At 72.0% G+C, this 13,998-nt stretch carries 14 protein-coding genes; 3 read left to right on the top strand and 11 right to left on the bottom strand.

What is annotated here, in order from left to right; all coding sequences use genetic code 11:
- Positions 1-588 precede the first annotated feature (588 nt).
- Positions 589-1,851 carry a GTP cyclohydrolase IIa gene (locus BM339_RS28115; protein ID WP_177287794.1) on the top strand — a complete coding sequence of 421 codons (1,263 nt, stop codon included), beginning with the start codon at positions 589-591 and terminating at the stop codon, positions 1,849-1,851.
- On the opposite strand, the gene BM339_RS28120 is transcribed toward BM339_RS28115, so the two are convergent.
- Positions 1,806-2,747 (bottom strand): helix-turn-helix transcriptional regulator, encoded by a 942-nt coding sequence (locus BM339_RS28120; protein ID WP_021593813.1) that lies wholly within the window; start codon positions 2,745-2,747, stop codon positions 1,806-1,808. The genes BM339_RS28115 and BM339_RS28120 overlap by 46 nt on opposite strands.
- Before the next feature lie 103 nt (positions 2,748-2,850).
- Here BM339_RS28120 and BM339_RS28125 point away from each other — a divergent pair, with 103 nt between their 5' ends.
- Positions 2,851-4,365 (top strand): MFS transporter, encoded by a 1,515-nt coding sequence (locus BM339_RS28125; RefSeq protein WP_075022950.1) that lies wholly within the window; start codon positions 2,851-2,853, stop codon positions 4,363-4,365.
- Between the two features lie 45 nt (positions 4,366-4,410).
- Here the strand turns inward: BM339_RS28125 and hisC are convergent, their stop codons facing one another.
- The 7 genes from hisC to BM339_RS28160 form a co-directional block, all read right to left on the bottom strand.
- A complete protein-coding gene (hisC, locus tag BM339_RS28130) occupies positions 4,411-5,490 on the bottom strand; it encodes a histidinol-phosphate transaminase (RefSeq protein WP_021593811.1) in 1,080 nt (359 codons plus the stop codon).
- A 40-nt stretch (positions 5,491-5,530) separates the two neighbouring features.
- Complete coding sequence (locus BM339_RS28135) at positions 5,531-5,824, bottom strand: DUF6401 family natural product biosynthesis protein (protein WP_021593810.1); 294 nt, start codon at positions 5,822-5,824, stop codon at positions 5,531-5,533.
- Positions 5,825-5,881: 57 nt separating this feature from the next.
- A complete protein-coding gene (locus BM339_RS28140; RefSeq protein ID WP_021593809.1) occupies positions 5,882-6,556 on the bottom strand; it encodes an NUDIX hydrolase in 675 nt (224 codons plus the stop codon).
- Positions 6,557-6,632: 76 nt separating this feature from the next.
- Positions 6,633-7,982 carry an SPFH domain-containing protein gene (locus BM339_RS28145; protein WP_021593808.1) on the bottom strand — a complete coding sequence of 450 codons (1,350 nt, stop codon included), beginning with the start codon at positions 7,980-7,982 and terminating at the stop codon, positions 6,633-6,635.
- A 145-nt stretch (positions 7,983-8,127) separates the two neighbouring features.
- Complete coding sequence (locus BM339_RS28150; protein ID WP_052357922.1) at positions 8,128-8,352, bottom strand: hypothetical protein; 225 nt, start codon at positions 8,350-8,352, stop codon at positions 8,128-8,130.
- A gap of 298 nt (positions 8,353-8,650) precedes the next feature.
- On the bottom strand, positions 8,651-9,349 hold the full coding sequence (locus BM339_RS28155) for a hypothetical protein (RefSeq protein ID WP_021593806.1): 699 nt from the start codon (positions 9,347-9,349) through the stop codon (positions 8,651-8,653).
- A gap of 63 nt (positions 9,350-9,412) precedes the next feature.
- The gene (locus BM339_RS28160) at positions 9,413-10,084 is read right to left on the bottom strand and encodes a lysophospholipid acyltransferase family protein (RefSeq protein WP_021593805.1); all 672 of its coding nucleotides are present in this window, start codon (positions 10,082-10,084) and stop codon (positions 9,413-9,415) included.
- Positions 10,085-10,493: 409 nt separating this feature from the next.
- Here BM339_RS28160 and BM339_RS28165 point away from each other — a divergent pair, with 409 nt between their 5' ends.
- Positions 10,494-10,844, top strand: coding sequence for an STAS domain-containing protein (locus BM339_RS28165; RefSeq protein ID WP_021593804.1), 351 nt, complete (start codon positions 10,494-10,496; stop codon positions 10,842-10,844).
- Between the two features lie 18 nt (positions 10,845-10,862).
- On the opposite strand, the gene BM339_RS28170 is transcribed toward BM339_RS28165, so the two are convergent.
- Genes BM339_RS28170 through BM339_RS28180 form a run of 3 tightly spaced genes read right to left on the bottom strand, consistent with a single transcriptional unit; the run spans position 10,863 to position 13,998 of the window.
- On the bottom strand, positions 10,863-11,690 hold the full coding sequence (locus BM339_RS28170) for a glutamate ABC transporter substrate-binding protein (RefSeq protein WP_075022789.1): 828 nt from the start codon (positions 11,688-11,690) through the stop codon (positions 10,863-10,865).
- Positions 11,691-11,707: 17 nt separating this feature from the next.
- Entirely contained in the window at positions 11,708-13,225 is a 1,518-nt protein-coding gene (locus BM339_RS28175) for a hypothetical protein (RefSeq protein ID WP_024936349.1), read from the bottom strand.
- Positions 13,222-13,998 carry an FHA domain-containing protein gene (locus BM339_RS28180; protein WP_024936350.1) on the bottom strand — a complete coding sequence of 259 codons (777 nt, stop codon included), beginning with the start codon at positions 13,996-13,998 and terminating at the stop codon, positions 13,222-13,224. The genes BM339_RS28175 and BM339_RS28180 overlap by 4 nt, the downstream gene beginning before the upstream one ends.

The raw sequence follows: 13,998 nt of genomic DNA on the forward strand, positions 1-13,998 counted from the left end.
CGGTGACGCACCGCTCGGACAGCCGTCCTGACCGCCTGTAGGGCGTCCCGCCGACCTGGGAAGTGCCCCCTGGACCGCTCCCAATGGGGCGGACCGTAACGCGGTAAAAAATCACCGGCGCCGATCCGCGGCCCTGCCTGCACGGATCGCTCGTCTTTCCGGCCCGGTCGGCACGGGCTCGCACGGATTTCGGCCCGCGCGTAAACCAAACGGACACCCTAGGGGTCCCCCCTGTACGTGACAGCGTCAGGAAGGACCCCCCGCCATGTTTTCGGGTCTTGTTTTTCAACTTCGGACGTCCGAAGATGCAGGATCATGCCTGGCCGATTGGTGACAAATTACTGACCAAGGGGTCGCGTAGGTTACTTTTTCGCCGCACTCTTGATTCGATTTCGCCTCTGGGCGTCACACATCGTCGTCCTGACCCGATCTGCGGACTGTGGGAAGGCGAATCGCACGGGAACTGCGGTGCTGGGGCAGAAGGCAGGGACGACGAGCCATGAGTCAACCGTTGGGCGGAACGTGCGCGAGCAGGTGGCCGGGGCGGCGACCCCGCCGAGAGGACGGACCGGAAGCGAGCGATCATCGATGACGGCGGCACGCACGGGGTCGGTCACCCCCGACCTCACGATCGGGGTCGTGGGCCCGCATGACCTGGTGGAACGGGTCATGCTGATGGGCCATGGCCCCACACCCGTCCCGAGCCGGCTGGTGGCCGCCGCGTACCGGGACGAGCAGGAGGCCGCCGACAAGGTGGTGCGGCTGGGCTCGGGCGTCGACGTGTGCCTGTTCGCCAGCCCCGTCCCCTACGACTTCGCGCGCAAGGCGGGCGTCCTCAGCATGCCCGCCACCTACGTGCCGCTGAACGGCGCCGCGCTCCAGGGCGCGCTGCTGCGGGCGTCCCTCGACGAGCGCTTCGACCCGTCCCGGGTCAGCATCGACGTGCTCGGCCGCGCCGAGGTCGAGGAGGCCTACTCCGAGATCAGCCTCGGCACCGAGCAGGTGCACCTGCGCGAGGAGGCCGCCGGCCCCGGCACGCTCGCCGCGTTCCACGAGCGGCTGTGGCGGCGCGGCGCCACCACCGTCGCGATGACCTGCGTGCACGCCACCGCCGAGCGCATGGAGATGGCGGGCGTGCCCACCATCCGCGTCCGCCCGACCGGCGCCGCGATCCGCAGCTCCCTCCAGACCGCGGCGCTGCTCGGCGCCCACCACCGCCTGGAGGAGTCGCAGCTCGTCGTCGTCCTGGTGGACGTGCCCACCCTCCGCGAGACGCCGCGCCGCGTCACCCCCCGCTACTGGCGGGACGAGCTGAAGCTCGCCCTGCACCGCGTCCTCCTCCAGGAGGCGCACCGCATGAACGCCTCCGTGTGGCCCCTGGACGACCACAGCTACCTGGTCATCGCGACGCGCGGCTCGGTGACCGCGTCCACCGAGGGGTTCCGCACCCCGCCGTTCGTCGAGCGCGTCCGCGAGGAGCTGGGCCTCGCCATCGAGGTCGGCATCGGCATGGGCCGCACGGCGCACGAGGCGGAGAACCACGCCCGCGCCGCCCTGGCCCGCTCGCAGAGCTCCCAGCGCGCCCAGCCGCAGGCCAAGCCGAAGGGCCTGGAGATCCTCGCCCGGCTGGCCGACAAGCTCGGCGACCAGGAGCAGCCGCTCATCGTGGACGCGGAGAACGCCGGCAAGATGCTGGGCGTCACGCCCCGCACCGCCCGCCGCCTCCTGCGCACCCTCGTCGAGGAGGGCCTGGCCTGGCCGCTGCCCCCGAACCGCACCCCGCAGCCCGGCCGCCCCCGCCAGCTCTACCGGCTGATCGTGGAGAAGCTCGGCCCCGCCAAGGCCGGCTGACCCCGAGACGGCTCCGGACGTCCGCGAGGGGCGGCGCCGGCTTCGCGGACGTCGTCCTGGCGAGAGACGTTGGCGAGGGACTGCAGGGCGGCTGCTGAGGCGGGGTCGTTCGGTGTGTAGATCTCAAGCCGGTGGTCGGGGCTGTCGGGCTGGAGCCAGACCTGGTAGGCGATGCTGACCGCGCCGGCGGCGGGGTGGCTCAGGTGCATGTCGCCGGTGGTGCAGTCGGCGACCTCGCCGGTCGCCCACATGGCCGCGAACTCGTCGCTTCGCATGACGAGTTCCCCGATCAGCTCCGCCAGCCGCGCGTCGGTGGGGAACCGGCCGGCGGTGAGCCGGAGGTAGGCGACGTGGATGCGCGCGAGCTCCTCCCAGTTGCGGTGCAGGTCGCGGGTGCGCGGGTCGAGGAAGAACATGCGCGGGATGGACGGCCGGTGCCCTGGTTCCTTCGGCGCGTCGAAGGCGAGGTGCCGGGCGAACAGGGCGTGACCGGTGCGGTTCCAGGCCAGGACGTCTCCCCGGCGGCCCAGCACGAGCGCCGGTATCGCCTCACCGAGGGAGTTCAAGAGCGCGAGGACCCGCGCGTGGGGCGCCTCACGAGGTGGTTCGGACAGACCGGGAACAGGAGACTGCCGCGCGAGATTGAGCAGGTGCGTGCGCTCGACCGCGTCGAGCCGCAGCACCCTGGCGAGGGCGCTCAGAACCTGCTCGGAAGCGGTGTCCGCCAGGCCTTGCTCCAGGCGCGTGTAGTAGCCCGCGCTCACTCCGGCGAGCTGGGCGAGTTCCTCGCGTCGCAGTCCCGGCACCCGCCGCGCGGTGCCGTAGGTACGCAGCCCGACCTGGGCCGGCGTGACCCGGTCACGACGGCTCCGCAGGAACGTTCCGAGGCTCTCCACGATTTCGAGCGTAAGCGGTCCGGCGTCTGACCGGGTGCACCTGCGAGGTGTACCCACGGCAGGTGGATGGCTGCCGTCCGGGCGGTGCCGGAGCGTGGACGGCATGTCTCAGCGGCACGCGACGAACCCCGCCGGTCTCCGTTCCTGGCTCGGGCTCCTGGTGATCCTCGGTCCCGTACTCCTGGTGTCCATGGACGGCTCGATCCTGTTCCTGGCGATGCCACGGATCGGTCAGGCCCTCACGCCCACGGCGGACCAGGCCCTGTGGATCCTGGACGTCTACGGATTCGCGGTCGGATCCCTGCTCATCGCGTTCGGCGCCATCGGCGACCGGTACGGCCGGCTGCGGCTGCTCATGATCGGCGCGGCGGTCTTCGGTCTCGGGTCCGCGGCGGCCGCGTTCGCGCCCACCCCGGAGCTGCTCATCGCCGCCCGCGCGCTGATGGGCGCCGCCGGCGCGACGCTGCTGCCGTCGGCCCTGGCGGTGCTGAGCGAGCTGTTCGCCGACCCCCGCCGCCGGGCGCAGGCGATCGGCATCTTCGCCGCGGCGTTCTCGGCCGGGTTCGCGATCGGCCCCGTCGTCGGCGGGATGCTGCTGGAACGGTTCTGGTGGGGATCGGTCTTCCTGGTGAACCTGCCCGTCACCGTGCTCTTCCTGGTGTTCGCCCCCCTCCTGCTCGGCGAGGTGCGCGCGGCCCGTCCCGGGCGCGTGGACGTCCTCAGCGTGGCGACCTCGGCGGCGGGCCTCCTGCTCGTCGTCCACGGGCTCAAGCACGGGGCCGCCGAGGGCCTCTCGCCCGCCGCCGTCCTGGCGGGCGCGGCGGGGGTGGCGCTGCTCGCGTGGTTCGCCCGCCGGCAGCGGGTCCTCGCGCACCCGCTGATGGACTTCTCGCTCTTCCGCGACCGCGTCTTCACCGTCGCGATCATCACCGGTCTCCTGCCGCTGGCCGCGTGGTCGGCCACCGCCTTCCTGGCCGGCGTCCACCTCCAGTCGGTCCTCGGCCTGCCCATCCTGGACGCCGCGCTGCTGGCCCTGCCCGGGGCCGCGGTCCTGACCACCGCCTGCGTCGTGACACCGCCGGTCGCCGACCGCGTCGGCAGGCGGGCCGCGCTGATCACGTGCCACTTCTCCATCGCGGCCGGGCTGCTCCTCTTCCTGCCGGTCACGACCGGCGGCGGGGCCGGATGGTACGTCGCCGCCACGGTCACCGCGGGCGTCGGCTACGGCATCTCCTTCGCCGTGGTCGCCGACACGGCGGTCGGCGCGGTCCCGGTCGAGCGGGCGGGCTCGGCGGGAGCGATCGCGGAGACCAGCAACGAGATCGGCAACGCCCTCGGGATCGCGCTGCTCGGCTCGCTCGCCGCGCTGATCTTCCGGCTCCAGGGGCCCGGCCTGGCGCCCACCCTCGATGAGACGCTCCGGCTCCCCGGGGTGACGCCCGCGGCCATCGGGGACGCGAAGGCGGCCTTCGTCACCGGCCTCCGCGTCGCCGCCGCCGTGGCGAGCCTCCTGCACGTCGTCCTCGGCGTCATCGCGCTTCGCTGGCTCTCACGGTCCGGGCCGGAACAGCCCGAACCGGCTGCCGAGCCGACGAGGACGGATCAGGCGGTCCACTGACGGCAGCGCACGCGAAGGCCGTCGTGCGCTGCCGTCCGAGGGCCGTCAGTTGCGGTGGGGGAAGGCTTTGGCCACCGCGAGGAAGGCGTCGTTCTCCTCTGGGGAGCCGATCGAGACGCGGGCGCCCTCGCCCGCGAAGGGGCGGACGCTCACGCCCTGGGCGTCGCAGGCTGCGGAGAAGTCCATCGTGCGGTCGCCCAGGCGGAGCCAGACGAAGTTGGCCTCCGTCGGCGGGACGGTCCAGCCGTCCGCGAGGAGCGCGTCCCGGACGCGGTCGCGCTCCTTCACCGTGCCCTCGACGCGCTCCAGGAGTTCACCGGTGGCCCGCAGCGACGCGATCCCGGCGGCCTGCGCGACCGAGTTCACGCTGAACGGGAGGAAGGTCTTGCGGATCGCGCCCGCCACCTCCGGGTGCGCCACGAGGAACCCGATGCGCAGGCCGGCGAGGCCGTAGGCCTTGGAGAACGTGCGGAGGATCGCCAGGTTCGGCCGGTCGCCGTAGAGGGCGAGGCCGTCCGGCACCTCGTCGTCGCGGACGTACTCGCGGTACGCCTCGTCCAGGACGACCAGGCAGTCGGCGGGGACGCGGTCCAGGAACGCCTCGATCTCCGCGCGCCGGACGATCGTGCCCGTCGGGTTGTTCGGGTTGCAGAGGAAGATCAGGCGGGTCCGGTCGGTGATCGCGCCGGCCATCGCGGGCAGGTCGTGGGTCTCGTCCCGCAGCGCGACCTGGACGCCCGTGGCGCCCGACAGCGACACCAGCAGCGGGTACGCCTCGAAGGAGCGCCACGCGTAGACGACCTCGGCGCCCGGCTCGGCGACGGCCTCCAGCAGCATCTGGGTCATCCCGACCGACCCGCAGCCGACCGCGACATGGTCGGCGGGGACGCCGCAGAACTCCGCGATCGCCTCGGTCAGCGCGGTCGCGTTGTTGTCCGGGTAGCGGTTGACGTTCCGGGCCGCCTCGCCGATCGCGTCCACGACCGACGGGAGCGGACCGTGCGGCGACTCGTTGGACGACAGCTTGAACGAGCGGCCCTCGGGCGACATCACGACCTTGCCGGGCTTGTAAGCCACGAACCGGTCGAGAACGGAGCGGAAGCGCGGAGTGGTTGCCTCGGACACCGTTGTCCTCCAGATCGCACAGGGGGTGATGAGCCCCAGCCTATGCAGCGTCCATCATCATCCAGCAAACGGCCACGATCCGGACGAACTCCCAGTCGCGGGTGTCGTCCGGCCACCAGCCCCGGTTGAACGCGTCCTCTGCGAAACCGTGCAGGTATCCCATCAGCTCGGCCGATCCGGGCGGCGCGCCGGGCTCGCCCAGTTCGTCGCGGAGGCTGGCCACATGCTGGTCGACGGCCGCCGCCAGGCCCGGGGAGCCGGCCATCTCCGCGACGCCGGCCTCCCCGATGTCCCGGACGAGCAGGCCGAGAGCGTCGGAAGGGTCACCGTTCATAGGGGGTGAAACTAGCAACCGCCCGGCGCTGCTTGCGACATCGCCCCAGGTAAAACCTCATGCGCGGGGTCTCAGCATGGGCGGCCTGAGCTGTTCGGCGTCGCCGCGCCGGTAGAGCCTCGCGGGGCGTCCGCCGTCCCGCGTGGTGGTCCGGTCGGTCGGGATGAGGAACCGGTCGGCGCCGGTCACCTTCCGGTGGAAGTTCCGCGGGTCGAGGCTGGTGCCCCACACGATCTCGTAGACGCGGCGCAGCTCCGCGACCGTGAACTCGGGCGGGCAGAAGGCGGCGGCCAGCGAGGTGTACTCCAGCTTCGCCCGTGCCCGCTCCATCCCGTCGCACAGGATGCGCCGGTGGTCGAACGCGGCCCGGTCCCGGTGGACGAGGTCGTCCACGGCCGTCCACAGCACCTGCGCCCGGCTGGAGGCGGGCAGGTCCGGCGCGAGCCCGAGGTAGGCGACGCTCACCACCCGCTGCCGGGGGTCGCGGTCGGGATACCCGTAGGTCGCGAGCTGCTCCAGGTGGATGCGCACGTCCGCGAGCCCGGCCCGCTCCGCCATGAGGCGGGACGCGGCGGCGGGCAGGTCCTCGTCGAGCTGGATGAACCCGCCCGGCAGCGACCACGCCCCCTGGTACGGCGCCCGGTCGCGCCGCCACCGGAGGGCGCACAGCCGGTGCTCCCGCACGGTGAGGACGACGAGGTCGACGGATACGGCAAGCCGCGGCACGGACATGCAACGAACTTAGCGGGAGCGACGGGCCGTTAACGCCAAGAAGGCCCGGCCCGGGACCGGGCCGGGCCTTCGGCGGTCAGTCCTCCTTCGGCGTCTCCGCGGGGACCTCCACGGGAACCGTGGCGGCCGGGACGCCGTTGTGGCCGTTCGCGGCGTTCTGCCCGTTCATCCCGGCGAGGAGCTGCCGGGCGACGCCGAGGCCGGTGCCGCCGAGCGTGAGCGCCTTGGCGAGCATGTCCTCCATGCCCTGGGCGCCGTTGAGCAGGACCATGTTGTCGACGTTGCCGAACACGCCCGCGCCGGCCTCGACGATCTCCGGCCACTTCTCGGCGAGCTGCTGGGCGATGACGGCGTCGGTGTTCTCCGCCAGGGCGACGGCGCGGGCCTTGATCGCCTCCGCCTCGGCGAGGCCCTTCTGCCGGGTCGCGTCCGCCTCGGCCTCACCGAGCAGCCGGATCGCCTCGGACTCGCGCTGGGCCTTGAGCTGGACCTCGGTCGCGGCGGCCTGGGCGTAGGAGATGCGCTCCTCGCGCTCCGCCTCGGCCAGCTTGACCTGCTCGTACGCGCGGGCGTCCGCGGGCTTGCGGACCTCGCTCTCCAGCCGCTTCTCGGTGCGCTCGGCCTCCAGCTCGGCGTTGCGGGTCTCCTTGAGGATGACCTCCTGCCGGGCCTGCTGCGCGGCCTGCTGCACCTGGCCCTCGTACTCGGCCTTCTTGATCTCGGTGTCCCGGATGACCGCGGCGTTCTCCCGCAGGGCCTCCTGCTCGCGCTGGGTGGCCTCCTGGTTCCGCTCGGCCTCGGCGATGCGGGCGGCGGCGGCGACCTTGGCGGCGTGCGGGCGGCCCAGGTTGGTGATGTAGCCGGCGTCGTCGTGGATCTCCTGGATCTGCAGGGAGTCCACGATCAGGCCGAGCTTGCTCATCTCGTCGGCGGCCGAGCCGCGGGTCTCGGACGTCAGGCGCTCGCGGTTGAGGATCAGGTCCTCGACGGTGAGGTTGCCGATGATCGAGCGCAGGTGGCCGGTGAACAGCTCGTGGATGGCCCCGTCCATCGACTTCTGCTGCTCCAGGAAGCGCCGCGCCGCGTTGGCGATCGACACGAAGTCGTCGCCGACCTTGTAGATGACCACGCCGCGGACCTTGACCGGGATGCCCTGCTGCGTCACGCAGCTGACCTCGAGGTTGGCCGCGCGGCTGTCGAGCCGCAGCCGGCGGGACGTCTGGAAGCCGGGCAGCACCGCCGTGCCCTTACCGGTAATGATCTTGAAACCGAGGCTGTCCACGCCGTCGATCGGCTTGGACCTGGCGCCCAGCCCGGAAATGATCAGAGCCTCGTTCGGCTCGGCGACCCGCCAGACCATCTTGAACAAGATGATCAAGACGATGACTGCGACGACGGCACCGACCGCCACGGCGATCACGGGCATGGGGCCTCCTCTTCAGATGTCAGGGGCGCGGCCGGCCCGGGGGCGGCCCGTCCGCGTTTCCCAATAGACGCGATCCGCGCGCGGACGGTTCGGTCACCGCCGCACGTATTCGCGTCCTGATGAGGCCAATTTCATCGTCGTGGCGTCACGAGGGCAGCGCGGGTGCCACGTACACCGTCCGGGGCGGGTGGTACTCGACCACGACGACGATCGCCCCGACGTCGATCTCGTCACGGGGATTGACCGGGTGCGCGTAGAACGCCTCCACACCCCCGCGGATGCCCACCATGACCTCGCCGACGAGTCCAGGCCCGATCCGGCCGGTCACCCGTCCCTCCCTACCGACCACGACCACCCCTGCGAACGCCATGCCTCACCGCACCCTGCGGCTCGTGTAAGCCGAACCGTATCTGCTGAAACCCCCCTCCCGCACCGCCGCACCCCACCCCCGCGGGCGACACGGCCGCACCCTCTCGGGGTTTGAAGCTCAGCCGGGGTCACGGGCAGGCGCGCGGAGCGAGCGCAGCGAGCGCAGCGCGCATGCCCGTCGACGCAGGCGACCGCAGCGACGCCGCGCACGCCAGAACAGGCACGACAGACCGCAACCGCGGCGTGAGGATCGCCTGCGTCGTGACGGGGGGTTCCAGGGGGGTCGCTACCCCTGGGAGTTAGGGCAGGACGCGCTGAGCCTGGGCCAGGGCTTCGTGGGCCAGGCGTTCGGCGTCGGTGCGGGTCGCGTTGGGGCCGAAGACGGTGATGGTGGACAGGTAGTGGCGGCCCCGGAACACGACGTACCAGGTGCGGGTGCGGGCGCCGCCGCTGATCGTGGTGACGCCGACGGTGCGGGAGCCCTCGCCGATGTCGCCCTTGGGCGCCTCGACGACCCGGTGCTCGGACCATGTGGTGCCGACCTTGGTGCGGAAGGTCAGGCAGCCGGTGGGGACGCGGGCGTTGACCTGCTTCTCGGCGTCGGCGGCGGACATGCCCATCAGCGTCTCGGTGGCGGTCTGGCCGCTGCCGTTGGTGAACGAGACGAGGGCGGCGGGGACGTCGCCGGCGACGTCCCCGGCGAGGCGTCCCGTCCCGCAGCGGGGCTTGTCCAGCGCCGCCTCCCGCTGCAGCCTGGCCGCGTTCTGGATGGCCTTCAGCGACCCGTACTCGCCCGAGTCGGGCTCGCCCGCGCGCCGGTAGCCGGTCGGCGCGGTGAGCAGCGCCTGCGCGAGCTGGTCGGAGGTGTAGCCGATGCCCGCCACCTCGGCGCGGGCCGTGCCGCCCACCTGGGAGGCGCGTCCGGCGTCGCCGCCGCCGCACGCGGTCGCGGCGGCGGCCGTCGACAGCAGCATGATCGGGAGGAGCCTGTGCGCCATGGCGCGACCCTACGGGGCACAGGGGGCGAGTCGCCCCGGACGACACACCCCCGGACGAACCCGTCAGCTTTTCTCGGCGCGCTCGTTGTACTCGCCGGCGTACTCCTGGCCGGACATCTTCTGGATGGTCTCGACGATCTCGTCGGCGATGGCGCGGCGGGCCTTGGCGGGCGGCAGGTCGCGGTAGTGGGAGAAGTCCATCGGCGGGCCGATCCGCACGGTGGGGCGGGGGCCGAACACGCGGGGGAGGCTCGCGCCGATCGGCTGGATCTTCTCGGTGCCTTCGAGTGCCACCGGCAGGACGCGCGCCCCGGACTGCAGGACGAGCCAGCCGATGCCCGTCCGGGCGCGGTAGAGGCGCCCGTCCGGGGAGCGGGTGCCCTCCGGGTAGATAGCGAACGCGCCGCTGTTGCCGAGGACCTCGGCGGCCTGCTCCAGCGCGCCCATGGCGGCCCGCCGGGCACCGCGCCGCACCGGGACGTGCCCGAGGTTGGTGAGGAACCAGCGGACGAAGCCGTTCTTCAGCCCGCCGCCCTCGAAGTAGTCCGCCTTGGCGATGTAGGTGACCGGACGCGGGACCGCCAGGGGGATGATGAAGCTGTCGATGAACGACAGGTGGTTGCTCGCCACGATGAGCGGCCCGTAGCTCGGCACGTTCTCGCCGCCCACCACCCGCGGGCGGAAAAGAAGCCAGAGGATCGGACGCACCACGCGCGTCATGAACGTGTAGAACACCCAGCCTCCCGAATTCGCCAACGCCACTGTAACCTCTGCGCCGATCCGGGCCCCGGTCAGCGCCCTCCTTTCCCGGCCGAGAGCCGGTCAGGAATGGTTCAAGTCCAGGTCAAAGGCCACCCAGGCGGTATTGGACGCCATTCCCTACCCTCAAGTAAGTTTCTCTTGAGTAAGTTATTACGCCTGTTTCCCGGACGCCCCGGGAGGCATCCGGACGCCCCGGGCGCATCGTCAGGTAGAGTCGTCACGGAGCACCGGGCGGACGTCCTGGCGGGCGTTACGGTCCCGGGTGAGGGGCGGGCGACCTGGTCCTTTTCCCGGGAAGTGCTTGGAATGCGGGCACGGGTGCGCAATCCTGAGGAGTCACCTGAGATGGCCGGGAACCGCCGGAGTGGGGCGTGAGGTGACGATGGACTTCGACATCAGTCTGATGCGCGACGACCGCTGCACGCTCGTCCGCGTCAAGGGCGACATCGACGTGGTGTCGCGCACGCGCTTCGAGGAGACGCTGTTCGAGGTCGTCGAATCGGGCGAGCCGATGGTGGTCGACATGCGCGAGGTCACGTTCTGCGACTCGACGGGCCTGAACGCGATCGTCGCCGCCAACCGCCGCGCGGGCGAGCGCGGCACGCACATCGCGCTGGTGGCGCTGCCGCCGCGCGTCCAGCGGGTCTTCCGCATCACCGGGCTCGACAAGTTCATCCCGATCCACGACACGCTGCGGGAGGCGATCGTCGCCTTCCCGTCCACGACCAGATAGGTCCGGGCCCTCCGCGGCTCAGGTACAGCCCTCGAACTGGGGGACGCTCGTCGTCAGCTTCAGCCCCGACTGGCCGAACCACTTGTTCAGCAGCCGCTGCGCCGTCCCGTCCTGGTACATGGCGGTGATGGCCCGGTTGACCTCCTCGCACCCCTTCAGGTCGCCCTTCTTCAGCCCGACGCCGTACTTCTCGTCGGTGAACGGCGCGTTGATCATCCGTCCGGGGCGGCCGGTGGCGAACCCGGCGAGGATGAGGTCGTCGGTCGAGACGGCGTCGAGCCGGCCGGCGGCGAGGGCGTCCATGCAGGCGCCGTAGGTGTTCACGGTGACGGGCTTCGCCGCGACCTTGCGCTCCTCGATGACGCGCCGCCAGGAGTTGGACCCGGTCACCTCGCAGATCCGCTTGCCCTTCAGGTCCCGGACGTCCTTGACCGCGGTCGCGTCGGCGCGGACGAAGGTGTCCTGGTGCGCGACGTAGTACGGGCCGCCGAAGGTCACCTTCATCTTGCGCTTGGCCGTGATCGAGTACGTCGCGACGATCATGTCGACGGTGCCCTTGGCGAGCGCGTCCTCGCGGACGGACGAGTTCGTCGTCCGGAACGTCAGATTGCTCTCCGGGACGCCGAGCCGCCCCGCGATGTACTTGGCGACGTCGACGTCGAAGCCCTCGTACTTGCCGTCCGGGCGCTTCACGCCCAGGGCCGGCTGGTCCTCCTTCACACCGATGACGAGGGCGTCCTTGTCGGCGATGGACTGCTCCTCCTGGGCCCCGAGGCCGCAGGCGGGCAGCAGCGCCACCGCCGCCAGGACGGCCGCCGGGGCGGCGATCGCACGGGTCGCGCGCATGGCTTGCTCTCCCTCGCTCAGCGGAACTCGGCCAGCCGGGGACGGGCCCCCGCGATGATCAGGGCGGCGATGACGGCGGCGGCGATCGGCGGGACCGCGTTCCAGCCGCGCAGCCCGCCGTCCGCGTCCTCGATCGCCTCGTCGAAGACGTCCTGGTGGACGGCCGTCAGCGCGCTCAGCGCCGAGTCGTAGTCGTCGAAGTCACGGATCGTGCTGCTGTTGCGGCCCATCCGCAGGTCGACCGCCGCCGTCCGGTTCCCGGCCGACGCGAGCCGGCGCATCTCCGCGTCGTTGCGCTGGACTGCCCGGTACGCCGCGAGCGTCTTGGCCAGCGCGTCGCCCTCGCGGCCCGTGCCGGCGGTGCGGGCCTCGTCCCCGAAGAACCCGAGGAACCCGACGGTGCGCTGGCCGGACTTGTACGCGCCCGCCTTCTGCTCCAGGCCCGCGTAGTAGTTCTCCAGGTTCACCGGCTTGTCGCCGAGGTCGGGGTAGATCACCGACAGCGACTTGTCCAGGTACGTCTGCTCGTAGGTGTCGGCACGGCCGGGGTCGAGGAGGTAGCGGCTCTCGTCCCCGAACGCGCTGTGGCTGATCGCGCGGGCCCGCGACAGCTGCAGGATGGAGTCGAACCCGTCCTCCTTGGCCTTGCGGATGTGCCCGGCGTGGGCCGTCAGCAGGCCCGCCCCGACGGCGGTGAGGACGAGCGTGCCGAGCGTCGCCAGCACCAGCGCCGGGTTGAGCACGCGGCGGAACGTCCGCATCAGGTACAGCTGCGTGGCGATCAGGAACAGCAGCACGATCAGGCCGGTGAGCGCGACCCAGGCGCGTCCCGTCAGCACCGCGGACCGCTTCGTCTCGTAGGACTCCCGCACGTGCGCGCCCGTGTCGAGCGTGATGTTGTACGCCTTCGGCAGCAGTTGCAGCTTCATCAGGTCGGTCGCCTGCCGGTAGGCGTTCACGACCTGCGGCGGGGTCTCGCCGGGCGCGTGGTTCGACTGCGCGTCGAGCTGCATCGCCTGACCGACCAGCCGCTCGTACTTGCCGAGGCCGTCCAGCACCTCCTGGACGGTCCGCTTCAGCGCCAGGTCGCTTCCGGCGAGCTGCGCGGCCTGCACGGCCGCCGCGTCCGCCTCCGCGCGGCGCCGCTCGTACACCCGCAGCGTCTCGTCGTAGCCGATGCCGAGATCGTGCTCGCGCCCGATCAGCAGGATGTTGGAGACCTGCGCGTCCATGTCGCTCAGCGCGAAGTACAGCGTGCCGGTCGCGACGACCTGCGGGCCCGCGTCGTGCCCGATCGTCTCGACGGAGTCGCGGGCGTTCCCGATCGCCACGGTGAGGACGGCAAGCAGCGCCAGGAGCGCGGCCAGGCACAGCACCACGTGGGAGCGGATCCGGCCCGGGATGGTCTTCAGCCACCGTCCGCGGACGAACGTCCGCAGGCGGCCGGTGGGCCGCACCTCCGCGGCGTCCTCCGTAACGGGCGGCCGCGACGGCTGCGGGGCGGGGGCCGCCGGCGGTGCGGGACTCATCGTCATGGCGTGCCCTCCTGAAGGGACAGCGTGATGGTCGTCCAGGCGCCCACGTGGATGCGGTCGCCGTCACCGACCGGCATCGGCACGTTCACCGGGATCGGCTCCGTCCCGCCGTTGACGGTCGTGCCGTTCGTCGACCCGGGATCGATCAGGTTCCAGGTGCCGTCCGGCTGGGCGAGCAGGACGGCGTGCAGATGCGAGACGCCGGGGTCCTCCGGCGGCGTGCTCAGGTCGATCTCCGGCAGCAGCGCGCGGGACGTGCTGCGCCGCCCGATGCGGATCTGGTCGCCGAGCAGCGGGACGCGGCGCTCCGGGCAGTACGGCGGGAACGTCAGGCCCCCGGCGTCCGGCCCCATCTCCGCGACCACCGTGTCGAAGTAGGCGCGGTCGGCCGCGATGACCGCGCACGGGCCGGCGGGCGCGGACGGCGCCGGGGTCGGGGCGGAAGGCGGGCCGGGCGTACGCTGCCGCGGCACCAGCGGCACCGCGTGCGCGGTGCCCGCCGCGGACAGCTGGACGGTGTAGACGGTGCCGGTCTCGAAGTCGTACCCGTCGACCTCGCAGAACCGGCCGGAGCGGGGCGTCCCGCAGTGCGGGCAGTCCGCCGGCTCCGGCTTCGACGACGCCGACGGCTGGGACGGCGCGGACGGCTCCGGCGGCTTCGGGACGGGCTCGGGCTCGGCGAACTCGGCGCGCTGGGCACCCTCCATCAGGTCACCGCACACGTCGCAGTAGTCGGTGGCCTGGGAGGAATGCCCGCTCGGGCAGACCGGCAT

This window comes from Actinomadura madurae (assembly GCF_900115095.1).
Lineage (GTDB): Bacteria > Actinomycetota > Actinomycetes > Streptosporangiales > Streptosporangiaceae > Spirillospora > Spirillospora madurae.